The 23347-nt window shown below is 45.8% G+C and carries 17 protein-coding genes; 11 read left to right on the plus strand and 6 right to left on the minus strand.

What is annotated here, in order from left to right; all coding sequences use genetic code 11:
* Nucleotides 1–138: 138 nt before the first annotated feature.
* Nucleotides 139–558 carry a response regulator gene (locus KOE27_RS28705; protein ID WP_215242280.1) on the minus strand — a complete coding sequence of 140 codons (420 nt, stop codon included), beginning with the start codon at nucleotides 556–558 and terminating at the stop codon, nucleotides 139–141.
* Nucleotides 559–769: 211 nt separating this feature from the next.
* Nucleotides 770–1201, minus strand: coding sequence for a response regulator (locus tag KOE27_RS28710; protein WP_215242281.1), 432 nt, complete (start codon nucleotides 1199–1201; stop codon nucleotides 770–772).
* 281 nt (nucleotides 1202–1482) lie between these two features.
* Between KOE27_RS28710 and KOE27_RS28715 the strand changes: the two genes are divergently transcribed.
* A complete protein-coding gene (locus KOE27_RS28715) occupies nucleotides 1483–1986 on the plus strand; it encodes a CinA family protein (protein ID WP_215242282.1) in 504 nt (167 codons plus the stop codon).
* Here the strand turns inward: KOE27_RS28715 and KOE27_RS28720 are convergent.
* Entirely contained in the window at nucleotides 1983–2390 is a 408-nt protein-coding gene (locus KOE27_RS28720) for a hypothetical protein (protein WP_215242283.1), read from the minus strand. The genes KOE27_RS28715 and KOE27_RS28720 overlap by 4 nt on opposite strands.
* A 262-nt stretch (nucleotides 2391–2652) precedes the next feature.
* Here KOE27_RS28720 and KOE27_RS28725 point away from each other — a divergent pair, with 262 nt between their 5' ends.
* Complete coding sequence (locus KOE27_RS28725) at nucleotides 2653–3066, plus strand: response regulator (protein WP_215242284.1); 414 nt, start codon at nucleotides 2653–2655, stop codon at nucleotides 3064–3066.
* 233 nt (nucleotides 3067–3299) lie between these two features.
* Here the strand turns inward: KOE27_RS28725 and KOE27_RS28730 are convergent, their stop codons facing one another.
* Nucleotides 3300–3476: a DUF6496 domain-containing protein gene (locus KOE27_RS28730; RefSeq protein ID WP_215242285.1), complete on the minus strand. Its 177-nt coding sequence runs from the start codon at nucleotides 3474–3476 to the stop codon at nucleotides 3300–3302.
* Nucleotides 3477–3582: 106 nt separating this feature from the next.
* On the minus strand, nucleotides 3583–4434 hold the full coding sequence (locus KOE27_RS28735; protein WP_215242286.1) for an SDR family oxidoreductase: 852 nt from the start codon (nucleotides 4432–4434) through the stop codon (nucleotides 3583–3585).
* A 226-nt stretch (nucleotides 4435–4660) separates the two neighbouring features.
* On the opposite strand from KOE27_RS28735, the gene KOE27_RS28740 reads away from it, so the two are divergent.
* From KOE27_RS28740 to KOE27_RS28775, 8 genes are all read left to right on the plus strand, one after another.
* Entirely contained in the window at nucleotides 4661–5929 is a 1269-nt protein-coding gene (locus tag KOE27_RS28740; protein WP_215242287.1) for an MFS transporter, read from the plus strand.
* 90 nt (nucleotides 5930–6019) lie between these two features.
* Entirely contained in the window at nucleotides 6020–7519 is a 1500-nt protein-coding gene (locus KOE27_RS28745; protein ID WP_215242288.1) for an L-fucose/L-arabinose isomerase family protein, read from the plus strand.
* 137 nt (nucleotides 7520–7656) lie between these two features.
* Nucleotides 7657–10848: a SusC/RagA family TonB-linked outer membrane protein gene (locus KOE27_RS28750; RefSeq protein ID WP_215242289.1), complete on the plus strand. Its 3192-nt coding sequence runs from the start codon at nucleotides 7657–7659 to the stop codon at nucleotides 10846–10848.
* A gap of 18 nt (nucleotides 10849–10866) precedes the next feature.
* Entirely contained in the window at nucleotides 10867–12300 is a 1434-nt protein-coding gene (locus tag KOE27_RS28755) for a RagB/SusD family nutrient uptake outer membrane protein (protein WP_215242290.1), read from the plus strand.
* A 69-nt stretch (nucleotides 12301–12369) separates the two neighbouring features.
* A complete protein-coding gene (locus tag KOE27_RS28760; protein ID WP_215242291.1) occupies nucleotides 12370–15063 on the plus strand; it encodes a glycosyl hydrolase in 2694 nt (897 codons plus the stop codon).
* A complete protein-coding gene (locus KOE27_RS28765) occupies nucleotides 15060–17588 on the plus strand; it encodes a hypothetical protein (RefSeq protein WP_229253037.1) in 2529 nt (842 codons plus the stop codon). Before KOE27_RS28760 ends, KOE27_RS28765 begins: the two co-directional genes overlap by 4 nt.
* 27 nt (nucleotides 17589–17615) lie before the next feature.
* Nucleotides 17616–20549, plus strand: coding sequence for a glycosyl hydrolase (locus tag KOE27_RS28770; RefSeq protein ID WP_215242292.1), 2934 nt, complete (start codon nucleotides 17616–17618; stop codon nucleotides 20547–20549).
* A gap of 28 nt (nucleotides 20550–20577) precedes the next feature.
* Entirely contained in the window at nucleotides 20578–21279 is a 702-nt protein-coding gene (locus KOE27_RS28775) for an SGNH/GDSL hydrolase family protein (RefSeq protein ID WP_215242293.1), read from the plus strand.
* Here the strand turns inward: KOE27_RS28775 and KOE27_RS28780 are convergent.
* Entirely contained in the window at nucleotides 21273–22025 is a 753-nt protein-coding gene (locus KOE27_RS28780; RefSeq protein WP_215242294.1) for a GntR family transcriptional regulator, read from the minus strand. The genes KOE27_RS28775 and KOE27_RS28780 overlap by 7 nt on opposite strands.
* A gap of 311 nt (nucleotides 22026–22336) precedes the next feature.
* On the opposite strand from KOE27_RS28780, the gene KOE27_RS28785 reads away from it, so the two are divergent.
* A complete protein-coding gene (locus KOE27_RS28785) occupies nucleotides 22337–23239 on the plus strand; it encodes a magnesium transporter CorA family protein (RefSeq protein WP_215242295.1) in 903 nt (300 codons plus the stop codon).
* Nucleotides 23240–23347 lie beyond the last annotated feature (108 nt).

Below are 23347 nucleotides of genomic sequence, written 5' to 3' on the forward strand. Positions count from 1 at the left end.
TTAACATTTCAGAATTAAAAATCAGATATACCAAAAGCACAAAAATTCCGGCTCACCCCGCTACGAAAAAGCAGGTTTGAACCGGAAGATACATTTGATACAACTGTTACCGTCTTGACGGCCAGCTCGCCTGACATATTATTTGTTCGGGTGCAGGCAGGTTTGCCAGTACCGGATAATTACATCCATGTGTTTCCTAAAAACAGCGTAATCACCCTGCTTTTTGAAATATCCCTGAATGGTGCCTTTATAAACCTCGTTGAGTAGCGCCTTATTATCGGATGTGCTCAGGAATATAAACGGGATTGCCTTTTTTTTAAGAACCGGGTTGGCTTCTATGATGCTCCTTAGTTCCAGTCCGTTCATGACGGGCATGTTCACATCGCATAGTATCAAAAATGGTTTTTCCGTGGTGGTGGTAAGGTAATCGAGTGCTTCACTGCCATTCGAAAAGAACCTTACGGCATTAGGAATTTGTAAATCATCGAGAATTTCCCTGATCAGATACTGATCGTCCTCATCATCTTCTACCGAAATAACGGGCCCTGCTAATGACATATATTTTTTTAGATCCAGACTAACAAATGTAAATATGGTTGAAATATGGATATTTTACAATCCGGAGAAATGATATTGCCTCTTTCCTGACAATATTTAATTTTATAACAATATGCCGCCGCCGCTCAAATTATCCCTTGGAACATATAACAATCCCATTGCCTTTATTTAATGGTTGTGTACGTTACCATACACCTCTTGTGACACTTTCTCAACAGTTGCCCTGATCCTCCCCGTCTGTGTCGGGATAGGAAACTTCCAGTATGGCTTCCGCTATTTTTCGGGCAAGTTCGTTGATATCATATTGCTTTCGGATGATCTTTTTTATTTTCAGTAATCTAAGATTCTCCGCCGAAATGAAAGGTTCGGAACCTGATAAAATAAATGTGCAGGTTCTTTCCAGCTCCGGAATTAACTGCAACTGCCTGATACAATCTTCCGCCTCCATCAGAGGGAGCATCCAATCCAGAAAAATGTAGTCAGGTACGGGAATTTCGCGGCTGTTAAGCTTTTTTGTCGCTTCCAGGCAATCAAATGCTATGGAACATGCCATATCAGGAAAAGCCTGCTGCAGCGCAAACAAAAAAATCTCCTGATCGTCCGCATCGTCATCAATTAACAGGCAGTGCAATACTTCTTTCATCCTGGTGTTTTTAATGAATACCCTGGCCCGGAATTCCCCATTCCACTATGGTGAGGAATGCGGTAACCAACGCTACAGACCTCCGGTTCGGTTTGGGAATTTTACCCTACGGGAACGCGGGAGGTTATGCCTCATAGCTTATAAAGCAAATTGCATGCCCGCTGTTTGCGTTTACCAGCAAGGAGCCGCTGTTTTGCAGAAAAATACTTGCCAATCAGGACGGGTTATGGATGGCAAACTTTTTGCACTCATTTCCATCGTAATATCTAACATGTGATACCATGCCTTCACAATCGGTTATTGAATGCAGTAGCTATTTAAAAAAACGAGGTTTTACCATTGCCTTTGCTGAAAGCGCAACAGCGGGACGGCTGGCATTTGAGTTTTCCATGACAGAAGCTTCCGGAGATATATTAAAAGGCGGGTTGGTCTGTTACGATGCTTCTATCAAAGAAGCCATCCTTAAAATACCAGCGGGATTCATTGAAAAGTATACGCCCGAGTCAGCAGAGGTAACCGAGGCAATGGCCTTCAGTTTACAGAAGTTGATGCCAGCTTCCATCCATGTTGCCGTCACTGGCCTTACCACCGCCGGCGGAAGTGAAACATACGAAAAGCCTGTCGGAACCATGTTCATACAGATATTGACAGATCATCACTCCATCGCGTTAAGAGAGGTGTTTACTGGAAACGCAGAGGAAATTGTTATGCAAACCATCAATAAAATAGCCCACACCATTACGCGTGAGCTATTACATCAAGATCTGGGAGATGAAACCTATTAATTCCCACTTTTCTTCTTCCGTTTTTGACTCTTTTTTTGTCTGTCGGCAGTATCCGGGGAAACAATCTTTTGATTCCCTCCACCGGTCAGCTCTGTACTGGAACTCCCCGTGCTGGTCAGACCGGACACCGCCCCGTTTTGTTCTGCATTTCCGTTCACATCCTTTGCGGACGTAGACGTTGTATCTGGTTGAAAAGTTACACTTCCCGTAGTACCAGTAGCCAGCGGCCAGGCCGCATTTCCTCCTGAACTGTTGCCTTGCGTCTGCGTTTCGGCAGTTGAAGAATCCGCTGCACCTGTTTTGACCGCCTTCTGCTTTTTAGCTGTTTTAATATTAGACTGGGCATTTAGGATACCTGCTGAAAACACCATCAGCAACAGCATCAATATTTTTGTTTTTTTCATCTCAAACAGATTTAAATTGAACTCACATTAAATAGTAGTTTCAAGGCAACAATAATTATTCCATTGCGCTGTTGAGCCATTTCATCTAATCGGACCAAAGCCGGTTCAGTTCTATGGGGAGGTTGGAATTCTGTCGCCAAAAACTAAATTTTCTTTTCGTTAAAGCGAATAAATTTCTATCTTTATAATCGTCCTCTCCTCACTATCAATCATTTTCAAATCTGGAATCTTTATTTTGCTCACCACTTAAACTGACTGTGCCATGAGCTCAAAAACCATATTGATCGTGGATGACAACCAGGCCGACAGGATGTTCATCAGGGAAGCCATTGAAAATGTTACTGAAAAAGATTGTCAGGTATTTGAAGCCTGTGACGGACAGGATTTGCTGGATATACTGAATGGTCCGGGAAATGGTACTACGCCGACCTTAATTGTACTGGACATGAATATGCCCCGCAAAAATGGCCTTGAAGCCCTGGAGATCATTAAGTCAGGCACCAAAGGGCAGCGCATTCCGATTGTCATGTTATCCAATAATTCAGACAAGAACCTGATTAACAGGGCCTATGAGCTCGGAGTAAATCATTATGTCCGCAAGCCTTCAACCCGCGACGGCTATGCTCATATTGCCAATGCGGTCAATAGTCTGTTTCTTTCACCATTTCCTTTTTAAGCTGGAAGCAGGAGTTAAATAAAAATGGAGGCAAATCATCCGCAGATCGGGACGACCCTGCACAACTAAATAAACTGCGTATGACATATGCCAATATCAAGTCATGCGGGAGATATCCCTCCAGCGGGAGTTTATAATTCCATAACACCTGGGCATCGCTAATGCCTAAAAGGGTATCCGAACAAGGAAGACTGGTAAAGGACTTCCTTTTGCCTCATTCTCCTGGAAGCTCATTAATCTTTCTTTTTAGGAACTTTCTCTCCCTCTTTCCTCACTTCCGACAGGCCTATTGCCACGGCTTGTTTCCTGGAGGTAACCTTTTTCCCGCTACCGGTTTTCAACGTACCTTTTTTCTCTTCGTGTTGCGCCTGCTCCACTTTTTCTCCTGCTTTCTTTGAGTACTTACCCATCACACCTGACGATTTTAGTTCTGAAACTTTATCTATTCTATTTCAAAAAATGTACCCGCTCCGCAACAGTGGTACGGTTATTTCAAATTGCAGCGTATTAAATCTACTAACCGTTGACTATCTGTCCACCATTGGGGTGTAGTACCTGCCCTCCCATATACGAAGCATCCTGGCTTGCCAGGAAGACAAAACTCGGTGCCACTTCACAGGGTTGTCCGGGTCTTTTGAAAGGGGTATCCTTACCAAATTCTGCCACGTGTTGTTCATCAAAAGTGGAAGGAATCAAAGGCGTCCAGATCGGCCCCGGAGCCACTGCATTAACCCTGATCCCCTTTTCCGCAAGGTTTTCAGACAAGGATCTGGTAAAAGAGGTAATAGCTCCTTTGGTTGCGGAGTAATCCAGCAGCCCAGGACTTCCATGATAGGCTGTTATGGATGTGGTGTTGATAATGCTGTCTCCTTCCTGTAAATGCTGCACGGCCGCCTGGGTAAAGTAAAAAAAGGAGAAAATATTGGTGCTGAATGTATTCTTAAGCTGGGCGGTAGAAATTTCCTCAATGGATTTCTTGGGATGCTGCTCAGCGGCGTTATTAACCAGTATGTTCAGCTTGCCGAATTCCCTGACCGTTTTACCCACCGCCTCCTTACAAAAATCGATCTCCCTGATATCTCCTGCAATCAGCAGGCACCTCTTCCCTTCTGCCTCTACCATACCTTTGGTATCCCTTGCGTCCTGGTCTTCACTGAGATACACAATGGCCACATCCGCACCTTCCCTGGCAAAATGTACTGCTACTGAACGCCCGATCCCACTGTCTCCACCCGTGATAAGCGCTACTTTGCCATCCAGCTTTCCGCTGCCACGGTAGTCATCCCTGATCACCACCGGCTGCGGATGCATCAGTTGGGTTACACCTGGCTGCTTGTTCTGCGTTTGTCCCTCTATTTCCATTTCCATAACCTTAACCGATTAAGTTTAACTGATAATGTCCTGTTCCGTTAAAAAATAGTACCAGTCAAAATGCATGTGGTAGAAACACGGTACAGTATGTTTCACCCATCAGCCTGGAAATGAGCATCCAATGTAGCTTTATATTATTTTTTTAATAATTTATACTAAAAACTTGCTTTTAGTATTTTATGCCTTTATTTTTGAAGAAAAATAAGTTAGTGCGTTAAGCTGTATGAAACTAAACTCTATTCGCTGGGTTGTTGTATGGATGGTATTTATCGCCACAGGGTTGAGTTTCCTGGACCGGCAGGTGTTATCCATCGCCATTATTAAAATCCAGAAAGAGTTTCATTTCGATGACGTGGCTTATGGCTGGGTCAATACCAGCTTCCTGTTAAGTTACGCACTCATGTTCACCGTGGGCGGCTGGATGATCGATCGTTTCGGCCCCAAAAAGGGATTGGCCGTGGCGGTTGGGGTATGGTCGGTAGCCAATGCGTTACACGGGCTGATGACCAGCTTGCCCCAGTTGCTGGTATTCCGTTTTTTCCTCGGGATGGGTGAAGGGGCTTGTTTCCCAGGCGCTGCAAAAACGGTGTACAACTGGTTCGATAAAAAGGAAAGGGCATTCGCAAATGGTATCGCCATCGGGGGCTCCGCCATAGGGGCTGTGATTGCACCGCCTCTAACCATCTTTATATCTGAATATTATGGATGGCGGGCAGGTTTTGTTATCCCTGGGCTGGTGGGTATTGCTTGGGTAGTGGTCTGGCTGATGATTCCTTGGAAAAAGAGCGTATCCGTCTGGATTCCGCCGCAGCAGATGCAATCCGCAGGTGCCGTATCTTTTATAAACATCTTGAAATTCAAACAAACCTGGGTGTTTATTCTCATGCGCTTTTTGCTGGATCCGGTCATGTATTTCATGATGTTCTGGATCCCGAAATATCTCAGCGAGGTAAGGGGTGTATCATTTGAGAGGATCGGCAGTTTATTCTGGATACCTTTTCTGGCGCTTGGTTTTTCAAATGTTCTGGGCGGTTATCTCTCCGACAGGCTTGTTAAATCCAGTTTCAGTATCAATAAGGCCAGAAAAACCGTCATGGGTTTTGCTGCTATGCTCACCCTGGCCGTTCCATTAACCGGATATGTATCGGCGGTAGAAACGGCGGTAGGGTTAATGGCGCTGTACATGCTGGCACATGGTTTCTGGATCACCAATTATATTACATCCATTTCTGACGTTTTCGGGCAGAAGGCCACTTCAACGGTAGTAGGATTATCCGGGACGGCTGGTGCTATTTCAAGTTTAATACTTAATCCGCTGATCGGCAAAATCATTCAGAAATACAGTTACACGCCGCTTTGGATTGCCTCAGGACTGCTCTACCCGATCGCATTTATCGGTTTTATATTCCTGATACCCAACATTCAGTCATTGTTTAAAGAAGATACCAACCTGACCCAAGATATTCCGGATGAAGTAGTCGTTAATTCATAACAGTTAAAATCCCGGGTACCAGCAGTACCTGATTTTTTTGGCAGAAAAAACTTAGTGCGTTAAGAATAAATATAAAACATACATAGCTTTATGGTCGATCCATTACTGAAAGAAAACAACCTTGAAAACGCCGCCATCATTGAAAAACGAAAGCCAACCAAACCCAGGATAGGGGTATTCGGTGTTGGCTATTATAAATACTGGAGCCAGTTTGACGGCCTGCTGGACGACATGCTGCAGAAACAGGCTGTTTTCATTGAAAAAATAACAACAGGCTCACATGCGGAAGTAATTGATTTCGGGCTGGTTGACAATGTGCAAAAGGCCTATGAGCTGGTTCCGAAGCTACATGCCGCAAATCTGGACCTGATATTTTGCGATATGGTTACGTATGCCACCTCTAACACCTTCGGGGTGGTGATAAGAAGCATGAATGTACCCATTGTGTTGGTGGCCCTACAGCCCGACCAGGCCATGGATTACTCCCGGGCCTCCACCTACATGCAGCTCTACAATGATGATATCTGCTCGCTGCCAGAGTTTGCCGGTGTGGCTGCAAGAATGGGCAAAAAGGTACCTGACATGATTATCGGAACCCTGTACGACGATCCGCAGGCGGATGCGGAAATAGAAGAATATTGCAGGATAGCGGCTGTTTTGCATGATCTGAAAACGGCGAGAATCGGCCACATCGGTCATCCGATTGAAGCCATGCTGGATATGCATTCGGATTCTACCATGCTTACTGCTCATTTTGGGGCGCACATTGTGCAGTGCGAAGCGCATGAAATCGTAACGAAGTATCAGCATTCCACACCTGACGAAATAGAACCGGTGAAAGAAAGGATACTGGACTTCTTTGATACACCGGATCCGGTATCAGACCCGATTTCTGAAAAGCTGAGAGACTCTGACCTGGAAACAGCTGCAAGGGTAACGGTTGCATTGGAAAAATTTATAGAAGAAAAGAAACTGGATGGTCTGGCCTATTATTACGAAGGACCTGAAAACAGTGAAACGCGTACGGTAATGTCCAACCTGATCGTGGGGAATTCCTTGCTGACCGGTGCTGGTTTCCCCATGTGCGGTGAATCTGATCTTAAAACCTGTTTTGCTATGCTGATCATGGAACGTTTAGGGATAGGCGGCAGCTTTGCCGAGTTCCACCCCGTTGACTTTAAAGAAGGTTTTGTACTGGTGGGACACGACGGACCACACAATGTGGCCATCGCGCAGGGCAAACCTGTGTTACGCAGCCTGACCAAATACCATGGCAAACCGGGCTTTGGTGCAGGCGTAGAGTTCAAGATCAAGGAAGGGCCTATTACGATGCTGAGTATCAACTCTACTTATGATGGGAAATTCAAGTTTGTAATTGCTGAGGGACAGTCCGTTGAGGGTCCTATCCCTCCTACCGGCAATACAAACACCCGGGGGTATTTTAAACCGGATGTCAGGACTTTTTTGCAAAGATGGATGAAAGAAGGCCCCACCCATCACTTTGCATTGGGCGTGGGACATCATGCGCATACGATTGAAAAAATAGCTAAATACCTCAATCTTGAGGCGGTTGTTATCAGGGAGGATTAAGTTTAAAATATGCAGTTTACAGTGAGCAGTATGTCCGCTGTAAACTGCGTATCGAAAACTACCCTGCTATTTCAAAGAAGGATTCTCTTGTTTTCTAAAACCCTTTTATCATATCCAATCTAAATTTTTGATTAATTATGAAACAAATTTTATTCCCAAAGCCGTGGCTGTGGGTCAGCGGCTTGTTATTCATTTTGCTTGTTGGCGCAGAGAAGACAGCCGCTCAATCGGGCTCCAAAGTAACAGTCAGTGGTAAAATAACTGCGGCTAACGATAATGCACCTTTAATTGGCGCAACAATCACCGAGAAAGGAACCAACAGCGGTACAACCGCCGACGTGGACGGAAATTACAAGTTACAGGTAGCCAAGGGCGCTAATATTGTGGTCAGCTTCATAGGTTATGTGCCTCAGGAGATACCGGTTGACAACCGCTCTGTCATTGACGTGAGCCTGAAAGCCGACCAGCAACAGCTTCAGGATGTAGTGGTGGTGGGGTATGGTACAGCACGAAAAAAGGACCTGACGGGATCCATTACTAAAATTTCCAGTGAACAGTTCATTCAGCCTTCTACCGGAAGTTTTGACCAGATGCTGCAGGGAAAAGCACCGGGTGTGCAAGTTAGCCAGACAACCGGTGCACCGGGCGGAAATGTCAATATCCTCATCCGGGGGGTAAGCTCCATCACCGGAGGTAATCAGCCGCTCTACGTGGTCGACGGTTTTGCGATGGGTACAGGCGGCGGAGGTTCAGATATGCGGAATTACGGCGGGAATAATTTCTCGTCGGCAGGTATGGCCAGCAATACCGGCAACCGGGTAAATCCGCTTGCTTCCATAAACCCATCTGATATTGAATCCATAGAGATACTAAAAGATGCCTCCGCGACTGCAATTTACGGATCACGAGGTGCCAATGGTGTGGTGATCATCACCACCAAACGTGGAGCCTACGGAAAATCGCAGATCAGCGTGGATGCCTCCTATGGTTTTCAGGAAGTGGCCCATAAACTAAAAATGCTGAATTCAAAACAATACGCCGACTATGTAGCCGACGGAAGGGATAATGCCTGGGTTTATGCAGGAGGAAAAGCTACGGACCCCAACGAGATACGGTCAGCCAATACCCGGGTAAGGCCGGAGTTCAGAAATCCGGAGTCCATCACGACCGATACCGACTGGCAGGATGTACTTTTCAGAACCGCGCCGGTCAGGAACGTTCAGGTATCTTCCACTGGTGGTAACGAAAAGGCCAGATACTTTATATCCGGTGGTTATTTCTCCCAGGAAGGGATTGTGATTAATTCCGACTATACCCGTTTCAACCTGAGGGTGAATGTGGATGCGCAGATCACCAAGCGAATCAAAATTGGGACTTCGACATACGGCTCCTATGGCTATGGAAGATTTGCCAATACGGAATCTCACTACGGAGCCGGAGGTCTGCTGACCAATGCACTGGCTGCATCGCCTACCATACCTGCCTATGACAGCAACGGGAATTACTATTTTAACCAGAATGACGTAACAGATGGCCTTGGCTTTCTGGCCAACGTACTGGCTGTAAGCGACGGATCTGAGGATCGCCGCAAAGTAATGGATGTTGTTACCAATAACTTTGTAGAAGTGAACATTACCAACGATCTCACCTTCAAAAGTTCTGTTGGCGTAAATTTCGGAACCAATAATATCAAATTATGGCGATCATCAGCGGTGCCCAATTATGGTACACTTAATTACCCCGCCTCGGCCGGTACCTCCAGGGCCGAAAACCTCAACTGGCTCAATGAAAATACTTTAACCTATGTAAAAGTATTTAACAACAAACATTTTGTAAATGGGCTGATAGGTTTCACTGCCCAAAAGAACAGCAGAGACCTGGTTTCGGTAGGCGCCTCAGATTTCCCAACGGAATATGTCCCCTTTATCACTGCGGGAATTGTGAATGCCGGAACGCAGAGCATCAACGAATGGGCGCTGTTATCGACAATGGCCAGGCTCACTTATTCCTATGCAGGTAAATACATGTTCACTGCCACAGTCCGCCGCGACGGAAGTTCGAGATTTGGATCCAACAACCGCTGGGGATCATTCCCTTCTTTTTCAGTAGGTTATAACATTTCAGAAGAAAACTTCATGAAGAATGTCAACTTCATCAGTAACCTGAAACTAAGGGCCAGCTATGGTATTTCCGGAAATAACCAGATCGGAGATTACACGCACATCGGTTTGTTATCCACCACCCGTTATGTCAAAAACAGAGCTCTTAATCCCGGTTTGATCCCGAGCACGATGTCCAACGATAACCTGACCTGGGAGAAATCGAAACAGACCAACGTAGGTATCGACCTCGGCCTGTTCAAAGACCGGATCACGCTGACTGCCGATGTTTACCGGGATCATAAAACCGACCTGCTACTGGCTGTGCAGCTACCCGCGGCGTCAGGGTTCAGCAGTTCCACACAAAACATAGGGGATATTGAAAACAAAGGTTTTGAACTTGGCCTGCAAACAGTGAACATACGCCGCAAAGCTTTTGAGTGGAGTACTAATTTCACATTTAGCCACAACGAAAACAAAGTTTTAAAACTGGCAACCGAAGGTGGAAGAATTGCGAATTCGGCCTATCAGATCACCCAGGTGGGTTCTGCCATCTCGAGTTTTTATCTGATCAATAAACTGGGGGTATTCATGAAAGCTTCGGAACTGGATGGTGCCGCTCTGCAGCATCCCCAAACCCAGGCTGGTGACCTGAAGTTTGAAGACGTCAATAAGGACGGTGTAATCAACCAAAGCGACAGGAAGATCGTTGGATCGCCCTGGCCCGACTTTACCTGGGGGCTTGACAACAATTTTTCCCTTGGCAATCTCAGTCTGAATATCGGTTTGGTAGGCTCACACGGAGCATATACCTACCTGGATGCCGGTGCTTCGCTTTTGGGTGACAACGGTGTGCAAAACAACCTGATCCTGACCGACAGAAGATGGCGGTCCGAAGCCGACCCTGGCGATGGTATCATGCCACGGTCCATCAGAAGTAATCACGCACTGGGTTTTGGGACTTCTTCTCATTACTTGTATAACAACTCGTTTACCCGAATCCGAAATATCAAGCTGTCGTACAACCTGCCCAAAGAGCTTACCAAACACATGGGACTTAATGCGCTCAACGTGTATGCCAACGTCTCCAATGTCTACACCTTTACGGATTATCCTGGTTATGACCCGGAGTCCAGTGTTACCGGAGATAACATTGTAAACGCCGGTATTGACTACCTGAACTATCCGCTGCCGCGTACGTACACCCTGGGTATTAAATTAACTTTTTAAAGTAAAACAGCTTCTGAAATGAAAAAATATATCGTCTATATCTTCATGGGAGCAGCGATGGCCTCCTGTTCGGATTTCCTGAATTTACAACCTGAATATCAGATCAATGAAAACTCATTTTATAAAAGCCCCAAGGATTTTGAAACGGCACTGGTAGGAAACTATGCCGGTCTTCAGGGACTTCATAATACTTCGCTGATTAACCTGGGAGATCTCACAACTGATAACACGGATATCCGCTCCACTTCTCCAACAACATCTGAGGCGGAATGCGACGAAATGAATCCTACCGCCGCGAATGATTTTCTGAACACGATCTGGAGTACCTGCTTTGCTACCATCGCGCGGTCCAACAATATCCTGTCGCGCCTGGATGCTGTGACTATGTCAGATGCACAGAAAAATCAGTATAAAGGAGAATCCCTGTTTTTGAGGGCATATAGTTACTTCTATCTGGTGCGGCTTTTTGGCAATGTTCCCATGGTGGACGTGGCGTTCAGGAGTCCTGATGAAATCATGAAATTTGATATGACCAGGAAACCGGTCAGCGAGGTTTACAGCCTGATTATCAAAGACCTGACCGAGGCATCCACTTTACTAAACGGCGTCACCGGACTAAGCAAGTCCCAGGCATCGGTAGGAGCTGCTAAAACATTGCTGGGCAAGGTATATCTGACCACCAAACAATTTGATCTGGCAAGAGCGGTACTGAAAGAAGTAATTGATTCAAAAACATACTCGCTCAATCCTGATTACAAAAAGCTCTTTACCAACGGAAACGATGAATTACAGGAATCCATTTTCGAGATCAAGTATATGTCGGGCAATGTAGGCGAAGGAAATTCTTTTTCAACTGTGTTTATGCCATCCCGTTTCGACGTAGGAATGTTCCCAGGCAATATGCAGGGCGCGGGGCGTATACTGCCAACGCGCCAGATGGCCAACGGTTATGAACCCGGAGACCTGAGAAGAAAGGCTTCCATCGGCGATTCTGTAAAACTCATTACAGGTAAATATGAAAAAGAGCTTTATGGTCTCAAATTCGTAGACTTCACCACAGGAATTGTGGGCGACGGAGGTATCAATTTCACTTCAATCCGTTATGCGGATGTACTTTTAATGTATGCCGAGTCGCTCAACGAAACCAATAACACAGCCGAAGCCCATACCTACATCAACATGGTGAGGAGCCGTGCCGGGCTTGCCCCGCTTGCGGGACTCTCCAAGGCTGAGTTTGCCCTTGCGATGGAAAAAGAAAGAAAGGTTGAGTTCTTCCTGGAAGGCCACCGCTGGTTTGACCTTGCAAGAACCGGCCGCACGCTGACGGTACTTAACAAATATTTCCAGGATAACGGGTTGCGTTTCACCGTTGCCGAACATGAGGTGATCATGCCTATTCCGTTACGGGAAATTGACATCAATCCAAAACTGGGTCAGAATCCGGGTTATTAATTAATATCACTTATTTGTGTTACGGGCATCTCACAATCAGACCCGTAACACAACCTTTTTATGCCAGCTATGAAGATTGCCTTGACAATCCTTTGTTTCTTTTGCTGTATTGGTGAGTCGTTGGGACAACGTGCTGACGACATACGAATGAATTTCCTGAGCCCTCCCGAAAACGCCAAACCCAAATTATACTGGTGGTGGTTGAACGGAGATGTGGATACCACCCAGCTCAAAAAAGAACTTCATCTGATGAAAGAGGCAGGTATTGGTGGCGTAGATATTTTTGAAATAGGCGTTTTCCCGGAAGATAATACTGATGGGATGATCAAAGCCGGTCCGCCCTTTATGGGAACCGATTTTCTTAAATCTTTAAAAGTTGCATTGGATAAAGCCAAAGAACTGAAAATGGAAGTCGGCATGAGCGTTGCCAGCAGCTGGAATGCCGGTGGCAGCTGGGTCCGCCCGGAACACGCGGCCAAAACCCTGTACTCATCCAAAACAGAAATAAACGCAGCCTCCGGCAGCAACATAATACTGCCATTTCCTGAAATATCAGAGAATGATACGCGAGGAAGAAGCCGGTTGATTCAATATACGGCTGATAAAAAACCGGTGTATTATGAAGAAGTAGTGGTGCTGGCCATACCAAAAGTGCATCAGGGTGATCTGGATACAACGAATATCCTGAACCTGACCTACCTTTTTGACCAGAAATCTGAAAGACTCAGCTGGACTCCCAAATCCGGAAGCTGGGAAGTTTACCGTTACGTATGCGCCAACTCCGGCGAACATTTATTCCTGCCATCGCCAAACTCGGTCGGGCCAATTATAGACCATTACGACAGCCTGGCAACAGCAGAACATATCAATTACTTCATCAACCGTCTGAAACCACTGGTAGGCGGTGATTTTACAAAATCTGCCTTGAAATATCTTTACCTGGCTAGTTACGAAGCCACCGATTTTGCATGGTCGGCGGGATTACCTGCAAAATTCAGGAGCCTGAATGGATACGATATTTACAAATTCATCCCGGCCCTTTTTAACAATAAAAGTTACAACCCCAAACTTTTAGAAAGTTTCCGTTTTGATCTCAGAAAGACTTTTTCTGAAATGATGATCAATAATCACTACAAAAAAGCCCGGGAAATATGTAATGCCAACGGTTTGAAGATCATTTCCGAAGCGGGCGGGCCGGGTGTTTACAACATTCCGGTAGAAACGCTTAAAGCACTTGGGTCACTGGATATTCCACGAGGTGAATTTTGGTATAAAACTCAAAAATTCAATCAGGACGGAATAGATATCATGTGGCTTGTAAAAGAAATAGCCGCAGCCTCGCACATTTACAAACAGGGGATCGTAGAAGAGGAGGCATTTACAAGTATGAAAAACTGGCAGGAGGGCCCTCGTGACCTCAAAATTATTGCCGACAGGGCATTTTGTGAAGGTATGAACCGGCTGGTCATTCACGGATTTCCGCACAATCCCAAAGCTGACATATATCCGGGCATCGGTTATTTTGCAGGAACACATTACAACGACAGGCAGGTTTGGTGGTCGAAGGTCAAACCTTTTCATGAATATCTTTCCCGAATCTCCCACATCCTGCAAAACAGCCGCTTTGCAGCAGATGTACTATACTATTACGGCGAGGAAATCCCCAATCTTATCCCGCCAAAAAATACACAGTTCAAAGCAGGTACCGGCTATGACTATGAGGTTATCAATACCGAAGTCCTTCTGAAAGACCTGAAAGTTGAGCATGGCGAATGGGTCCTGCCAGGCGTGGGCCGATATAAAATACTCAGCATCGGAAAAGGAAACCGGATAGGTACCCAAGTTAGGCAACAGCTTGAAGAATGGCGCAGGCAAGGTGGAATAATCACCGAATCGGAAAACATTACGAACCTGGGCATACCAGCTGATTTCAAATACGGAAGTGAAGAAAAAGGACTGCTTGATTTTATCCATTATCAAAAAGGCCAACAAGACTTTTACCTCATCAGAAATACAACCGATCAGTGGGTAAAAGAACAATGCAGTTTTCGGCAGACATTATCACGGCCTGAGATATGGGATCCCGTTACCGGAAAAATCTTTCCGGTAACCGTATACAACCAAAGCGGTAGTAACCACACCAATCTGGAACTCACCCTCCCACCCTACGGAACTTACTTTGTTGTTTTTGATAAAAATCTTGTCGGCAAAAGCAGCAGCGCTAGAAGAGAGCTATATCCTTCCATCAGTCAAACAGATATTTTGAAAGGAAATTGGCACGTCACTTTTTCAGCCAAATGGGGCGGGCCTCAATCAACCGCGATGGATTCGCTCGTTTCCTGGACGGAAAGCCGCATCGCCGGAATCAAATATTATTCCGGCGATGCGGTATATTCCAGAGATTTCCATCTTGATAAAAATGCCGAAAAGGGAGAAAGGGTTTTCCTGGATCTGGGAGAGCTATCCAAAATTGCATCCGTAAAGCTGAACGGGAAATCATTGGGTATCACCTGGACGCCCCCATTCCGGTATGAAATCTCAGACCTCATAAAAACCGGGAAAAACACCGTGAAAATTGAAGTATCCAATGTGTGGTCCAACAGACTTACCGGCGATGCCATACTCAACCAACATTTTACTAATACTAACTTAAAGGCCGCTGTCCGTGGCAAAAACCCTGTATCCTGGGGCAAAATGCCTTTGGTACCTTCCGGACTTTTCGGGCCGGTCACTATTCTTCGTTATAACCAAAAAGAAAAATGATGAAACCAATACCGTTCAGCAATCTTTTGCCGGGACTTTTTTTCTTACTTATTTCCATGCCGGTTTTTGCCCAGCCGCTGTCCACTTTGCGAGGCAAAAATTTCAATAATATCAATCTGGAGGTCTCGTTAAAGCCTTTCAAAAAAAATGATAAGGCTTATATCCGAGAAGTTGCAAAGGAGATGTTTGTGCAATGGCATTCCCTGTTGCGCCATGCTGATACCGTTTCTGTCATGTTATGGACCGGAGACGGCTCAGAGATTCTGGATTACAAAGGTACGCCCAACCAACCGCTGGAATGGGCAAAATACATGGGAAACCCCAATACCAGCCATGCGGTGGGCTCCGGACCGAAAGAATTATCCATTCATGAGCGGGCGTATCTATACCTGGAAAATCCGCCGAATTTTACTTACAATGATCTGAAGTTCATCGTGCGGACTTTGAAAGAGGAAGGTGTTAAAGTGACCGGCAAACCTGTCCGTGTAGGTGAAACTTTTGATCCGGGTCCGGAATTCGCCAAATCAGACTTTAAGTATAAAAAGCATAGGGAGATCCTCGGCGGCAGCGCGATGGGCCATAATACCATGGTGAGTTGTTATTCTGTACTGAACGCCGACAGCGAGTCCTACGCAGGATTCCCGAAAGGAATTCCCGCCAACACGCCTTTTGGCACTTTTCTGGGCAGGCAGAGCAGGCATTTTCTGAAAGATATGGGCTTTGATTTCCTTTGGCTCAGCAACGGATTTGGATACGGTGTGGAAGGATGGTCATCTACAGGTGCCATTTTTGACGGCAAAGGTTTTGACCAGGCAAAACTGGCGGCCACCAAATCAAAAATTTCAGACTTCTGGAAATATTTCCGTACCGAATGCCCCGATATCCAGATCCAGACAAGAGGTACCAATTTATCTGCCGGAACAGACTTGGCTCGGGATGGGGTGGATCTGAAATCGATCTATAAAGACAAAAATATACTACCCCCGCCAAATTCTCCATGGGCTGCACTGGACGGCGATTTCGGACTGGAAATGGTAGGGTATATGTCCAGAATGGCCGAACTTCCCGATGAACGTTACCTTTTCAGGTATTATACCCACGACCCCTGGTGGCTCAACAGCCCCTGGCTGGATCGTTATGGACGGGAACCGCATGATATCTATCTGCCGATGTCAGTTTCGCGTATCAATAAAAAAGGTGAAATAAAATTACCCTCACACCTGAGCCTGCTCAGTATTGATGATTCCTACGGAAATATGCCTACGCAGGTACCCGATGAGGTAACACCCAACATTCTGAAGTCACGTTACGATGCCCCCACTGCGCCCGGTCCGTTGGTTTGGGTATATCCTTTTGACGAATACCATGACTGGGCCTACCGGTATAAAGACCGTCTTCCTGAAATATATTACGGCGACTGGCTCATCCGGCAAGCTATCAACAATGGCTTCCCGCTGAACACTGTCATCAGCACCGGTTCCTTTCAGGATGTTCTGAAGGATAAGCCTGCATTTTTCAGGGAGTCGGTATTGGTGACTATTGTGCCGGAAGCTGGTTCATCTCTGGAAAAAGCATTGATTCAATTTGTAAAAAATGGTGGGAAAATAATCATTTACGGCCCGGCAGATCATGCAGGAAAAGACTTTCTGGATATGCTGAACCTGAAAAACGTAAAGCCGCTAGAGGGTGATTTTAAGCTTTATTCAAACTATGCCGGAGATATCCTCCAGAGCAGATATCCCGATATCATCCGTCACAGTGCCTTGTTTTCAGGCGGCGGCGTGGCAACACGGGTGAATAATACACAGGACCAATCCACCACCATACTGGCCCGGATGACCCAGTCTGAGGAATCACGCGATGTACTCTGGACGAGGGAATTACCGGAATGGAACGGCGGCAAGGTGGTGTACATACGTGGTACCAATTCCAGCACATTTAATGGTGGCAAACTGCTCCATCCGGATGATCCCTCCCAACTCTTCACCGGTCCTTTACTGATGCGGTATGTACTGTCAGAGTTCGGTATCAACTGTGTGATTCAAAAGGAAGATCCGTCGGTGAAAAATCCGGTGCTCACGGTTTCAAGAAGTAATAATGCATTCATGTTTTCAGGTTATAATCCAAACAGTACCATCACCAGCCGTTTTAAATTTCCGCAGGGCGCTCCGTTGCTGCTGGGTCTGGAGACAAAGCTCGACAAAGGGAATTCTGTATATACACTTCCCACTTCATGGAGCCGGGAATGCCGGATTTTTGTAGAACAAAATGACGGGATTGTTTCTTACAAAGAACTGCATTCGGGTGAAAAAGGAATTGATAAACGATTCCAGGTAAGCGGATTAAAAAACGGAACGGTGAGGATTTATGCTGCAGAAGGTATTACCGAAGACAAATTTAATGCCTACGTAAACGCCGGATACCCGTGGAAAACGGGGCGGGTTACCGTCCGAAAGGGTGATGAGAAATTGGGTAATCATTTTGTAGTTGAAAATATAACCGGGACCCTGGTGGTATCCTGGTGAGGTACATATCATTCAGCAGAAGATGTCATGAGAAAATTATTTACCCTAATATCCTTACTCCTAACGTGTTCCCTAGGCTTTTTTGCCGTTATTCCGGCCAGCGGGCAGGTTTCAACCTTAAAAAATTTAAAGGAAGGTTTCAAAAACCCGACGGGCACGGCACGCGCCAAGGTATACTGGTGGTGGATGAATGGTTATACCGATTCCACAAGGATCAGAGAGGAATTGCAGGCTATCAAAAATGCAGGATTGGGCGGTGTCGATATCTTTGAAATCGGCTTCAGGCCCGACGGCCTGGTACCGGCAGGGCCACCCTTCATGAGTGACGCTTCGTTAAAACATATTGTACTGGCTATTAAAGAAGCGACCCGGCTTGGCTTGGAAGTAGGCCTTAACCTCTCGAGCAGCTGGAATGCGGGAGGTACCTGGATACAACCCCAGCATGGCGCGAAAACAGTGTATTTTTCCAAAACCAGTTTAACGCAATCGGCCGGATCAGCCATTCGGTTACCTTTTCCGGAAATTCCAAAAAAGGATTCAAAGGGCAGGGACCTCATGATCCGTTTTGCAGCGAACGGGAAGCCGGTGTACTGCGAGGAAATTTCAGTACTGGCCCTGCCTGCTGACCGCCAGGCGGCCCATCTGGATACGGCCATGATCATTAACGTAACCCGTTTTTTTGATCCTGAAACGGAAACACTTCGTTGGAAGGCACCGGCTGGAAGGTGGGACATTTACAGGTATGTATGCTCCAACACTGGAGAAGAACTTAAATTACCCAGCCCGAACTCCAAAGGCCTGATCATCGACCACTTTGACTCCACCGCCACCCGAGCGCACTTTGAATATTTCATCCAAAAATTACGGCCCCTACTGGGTGATTTCAGAAAAACAGCGCTTAAGAACTTGTACCTGGCCAGTTTTGAGGCCACCGGAACCATCTGGACACCCTCGTTCCCCGGTCAGTTCCGTCAGCTGAATGGCTACGACGTAAGTAAATTTCTGCCAGCATTGTTCGACAAACGCGCGTTCAGCCCAGCTGTTTATGATGAATTTAAAAAAGATTTTGATCTGACCATCTCCGAGTTAATGATCAATAATCATTATAGGAAAGGCAAAGAAATCGCCAATAGTTATGGCCTGCACCTGATCTCGGAATCCGGCGGGCCAGGCCCGCCGCTGCATAATGTACCGGTTGAAGGCATCAAGGCGCTGGGTGCGCTGGACGTCCCCCGCGGGGAGTTCTGGATTAATCATGCCCAGTATGATGCCACACCCGACAGCATCGATTTACTGATGCTGGTGAAGGAAATTTCAGCTGCTTCGCATATATACCAGCGAAAAATCACAGAGCTGGAAGCCTTTACCAGTTTTCAGAACTGGCAGGAGGGCCCGGGAGATATGAAACCAAACGGAGACCGGGCGTTTTGCGAAGGTATGAGCCGCCCTGTGATCCACGGGTTCAGCCATAATCCGGCAGGGGTAGGTTATCCTGGTATCTATTACGTGGCGGGAACTCATTTTAATGATAAAACCACCTGGTGGCCTAAAGTCAAACCTTTTAATGACTATCTGGCGCGGGTGTCTTACGTTCTTCAGCAGACGGATTTTGTGGCTGATGTGCTGTACTACTACGGCGACCAGGTACCTAATTTTGTTACACCTAAAAATACCCGGTTTGCCGTGGGTTCGGGATATGATTATGAAGTCATCAATTCCGAGATTCTCGTCCGGGACCTTACCGTAAAAAACGGACTGCTTACGCTTCCGTATGGTGCACAGTTTAAAGTCCTGGCGCTGGGAAACATATCCGGCAGGAATCCAGCTGTTCTCAAAAAATTGCAGCAGTTGCTTCGTGATGGAGCCATCGTCACGGGAATCAAACCAGATGTAATTCCGGAAAAAAGCAAGCAAATCATTGAAACACTCTGGGGCCCGCCAAACGTTTCAAAAGCTAATAAAATTACCTCTATACCGGCCCTTGCTTTGTTAAAGGCCATGAAACTCGCCCCGGATTTCGACTATCCAGACAAGCTGTCTGAACGGCTGGACTATATGCATAAAAGTCAGCCCGCACTCGATTTCATCCATTATAGCAAAGACGGTCAGGATTTTTATTTTGTGAGGAATACCGGAAAGGGTTGGATATCAAGGCTCTGTTCTTTCCGGCAAACAGGAAAATCACCCGAACTTTGGGATCCTGTGACAGGCTATATCAGTCCCGTAACGATTTACCAACAGAACGGGCCGCAGATACAAATTCCCTTGTCGTTACCTCCCTTTGCCTCTTTTTTTATTGTTTTTGGCAAGAAAAAATCAAGTAAAAGTTACACGTCCATCGCTTCGGAAAATAACCCGCCGCTTCTTGAATATACTCCGGATGGCGTAAGGATGCTTAAGTATGGCAATATGAAGCTAACTGGTAACGGAAAAACGGTTGTTATCAATCACACTGCCGATTCCCTGACCATCTCCGGTGCTTGGACCGTTTCCTTCACCAAGGGCTGGGGCGCACCCGAAAAAGCAGTTTTCCCTGAGCTCATATCCTGGACAAAATCAGAAAACCCAGGTATCCGTTACTATTCTGGCTCAGCAGTTTATGAGAAAAAATTTTCCAAGGCTCTCAAGGTACCAAAGGACAACCGGGTGTACCTGGATCTTGGTGAGGTATCCAAAGTTGCCGAAGTGTGGCTGAATGGCAAGTCGCTGGGCATTGTCTGGACCAGCCCTTTCAGGTTTGATGTGACAGAACAACTGGTAAATGGAGAAAATAATCTGCGCATTGAGGTAATTAATACCTGGTCCAACCGGATTATCGGAGATATTACTAGCCCTGAAAAATTTACTAAAACCAACCTCAACGTAAGAGGCTCGCGCGAGTTATTATGGACAGAAACGCCTTTAACGGCCTCTGGCCTGATAGGCCCCGTGATCCTGAAAACGGTTAAAACACTAAAATAACCATCCAATTCCTACCTTTTCTGCAACCATGAAACAAGCTCTGATCTTTCTCTTTTTATTAAACATTCTGGCGGTGCCGGCCAACGCTCAGATTGCGGATACCAGTTATCTTCAAAATGTAAAGAAGGAACTGAATGCCCTCTGGCCTAAAAACCGGACCATTAACCTGGTCTTCCATGGCCATTCCGTACCCGCGGGTTATGGCGACAGACATGAGGTAAATACCCTCCGGTCCTATCCGAACCTTTTGCTGAAAGTACTTAAGGAAAAATATCCTTATGCGGTGATCAATGTTATCGTAACTGCCATTGGCGGTGAGAACGCCATAAAGGGTGCCGCACGCTTTGAAAGCGATGTGCTGGCACACAAGCCCGACGTACTTTTTATTGATTATGCGCTAAACGACCGGTTTGCTCCTTTGGACAAGACAAAAGAAGCCTGGGAAACCATGATCCGGCAGGCTCAAGCCAAAAATATAAAAGTGATCCTCCTGACACCTTCGCCCGACCAGCGCACTGATATTACTGACCCTGCGAATCCGCTGGATCCCTATGCAGAGCAGATCAGGTTGCTGGCCAAACAGTACCAAACCGGCCTGGCTGATCCTTATCCCGTATTTAAAAAAATTGTGAAGGCTGGAGAACTTAAAAAATACATGGCCTCGGTTAATCACCCGAACGAGGCTGGCCACCTGATTATTACGGAGACAATCAAACCTTATTTTTACTGAATATCATCATAATCAGGGTTGGCGCTGATCGCAAATTTATACTTATCGCCACGGTAGTAGGACCTTTCTACTTCCACCACTTTGTCGTCCTTGCAAATCACGGCACTGTCCAGAATAAACATCGGTGTGGATTTGGTCAGCTCAAAATTATTCATGCTGGAATCCGGCTCCATAATTTCGGTGCTCAGGGTCTGTTTCACCTCATCTATCCTTAGGTGATAGGTACTTTCATACACTTTAAAGTAGGAAATCTCAGTAGGCATCCTGTTTATTTTCGGGCACAGTTTAAGGGAGATATACTTCACCTCATCCTTAATTATCTCATCATCAGCATACCTGAGCTGATGAATTTTAAGAACAGGTCCTTCCATAATGAAATGTTTACCTCCAATTTCGGAAGATATACCGTCTTCCAGGACTGTCTTTTCCAGTACCAGATTATGAGGCTTGAAGCCTTCCGCCAGCAAACTTTCGTGAAACCCGCGCCTCGTGGCATGGATGGATCCAAGGGTACGTGTAAGGTGGTGATCCACGGTACGGTTCAATACAAAGGTACCCTTTCCTTTAATCCGCTTGGCCCATCCCCGGTTCTCTATTTCGAGCAAACTTTTCCGGGCGGTGGTATTGCTTACGTTGTAGCTCTTAATAAGCTCATTTTCAGACGGTATTTTATCCCCGGGCTGTAACTCTCCCGATTTGATCTTATCAATAACATAATCACTGATGCTCAGGAATTTTGGTCTCATCGTTGAATTCACCCGATATGCTTAAAGGTACTGACTAAATGTTGCCAAAGCGTTGATAACGAAAACAGGAAAAAACTAAACTTCCGGTCAAATGAACTGGCTCAGTGCCGGAACGGACGTTTCGGCCATCAAAAATAACCTTATTTTCTCAGATCATCCTTAGAGTCTAAATTACAGGTATTATTCCAAATGTAAATTTTGTACTGAATCTTATTTCAAACAAAAAGAAAATATTGGTTTACTATTGCGGAAACTTTTGCTGGTATGAATTTATTCAGCTTGCTACCGGCAATATTCTTACAATCCCGATTATGATCAAAACAATAGCCGACAGCAGACATCATCCTTACGAATGGGTGGATGTAACGGACCCGACTAAAGAAGAAATACATGAGGTAGCCTCCAAATATGGCCTGCACGATTCGTCCATTGAAGATTGTCTGCAGCCGGATCACCTTCCCAAACATGAAAATGTGGAATCCTATGTTTTCATCATTTTCCGGTTGCATAGCAAAGACGTATCCGGCAAGGCTGATACCGTTCAGGAGCTGACCGATAAAATCGCCGTTTTCCTTAAAGACGACATGATCATCAGTATTCATAAAAAAGCCTGGCCGCAGCTGGATGTGATCGTTGATCACTATTTGAAAAAAGGCTTGTGCAAATCTACCCATCATATTCTGAACGAGATCGTCAAAACCGGACTGGATACTTATGAGGAAAGAGCCACAAAACTTACCCAGGAAATTGAATATTACGAAGAGAACATGTTCCTCAAAAACAGAAAGGTGTCACTCCTGGAAGGCCTTTATTATTTAAAAAGAAAAGTGGACGTAACCCGAAGGATCCTGCTGCTTTCCAATGAGATTATTGAAAAAATAGATACCCCCGAAACCTCAGATACACTCACCCGCAATACCCGCGACCTGTATGTTAAACTGAAATCCATTTACGACTCGCTGTTCGAAAATACCAACCACCTGATGACGATCTATTTCTCCATTTCTTCGCAACGGACCAATGAGATCATCAGGGTACTTACCATTTTTTCGGTTTTCTTTATGCCGCTTACTTTCATTGTAGGTATTTATGGTATGAATTTCGAGTTCATGCCCGAACTCAAAATGAAATATGGATACCCGGGCGTTATGCTCCTGATGGTAGCCCTCACGGTTCTGATTTATATATGGTTTAAAAAGCGCAGCTGGCTGTGATCAGGAAATTAGCGAATAATTATCTACCGCAGTTGTCCGAATAAATCATTATTCGCTAATTTTGCGCCCTAACTACAAATATCCCTGCTGCTTGTTTGAGAACAAATT

It is taken from the genome of Dyadobacter sp. CECT 9275 (genome assembly GCF_907164905.1).
Lineage (GTDB): Bacteria > Bacteroidota > Bacteroidia > Cytophagales > Spirosomataceae > Dyadobacter > Dyadobacter helix.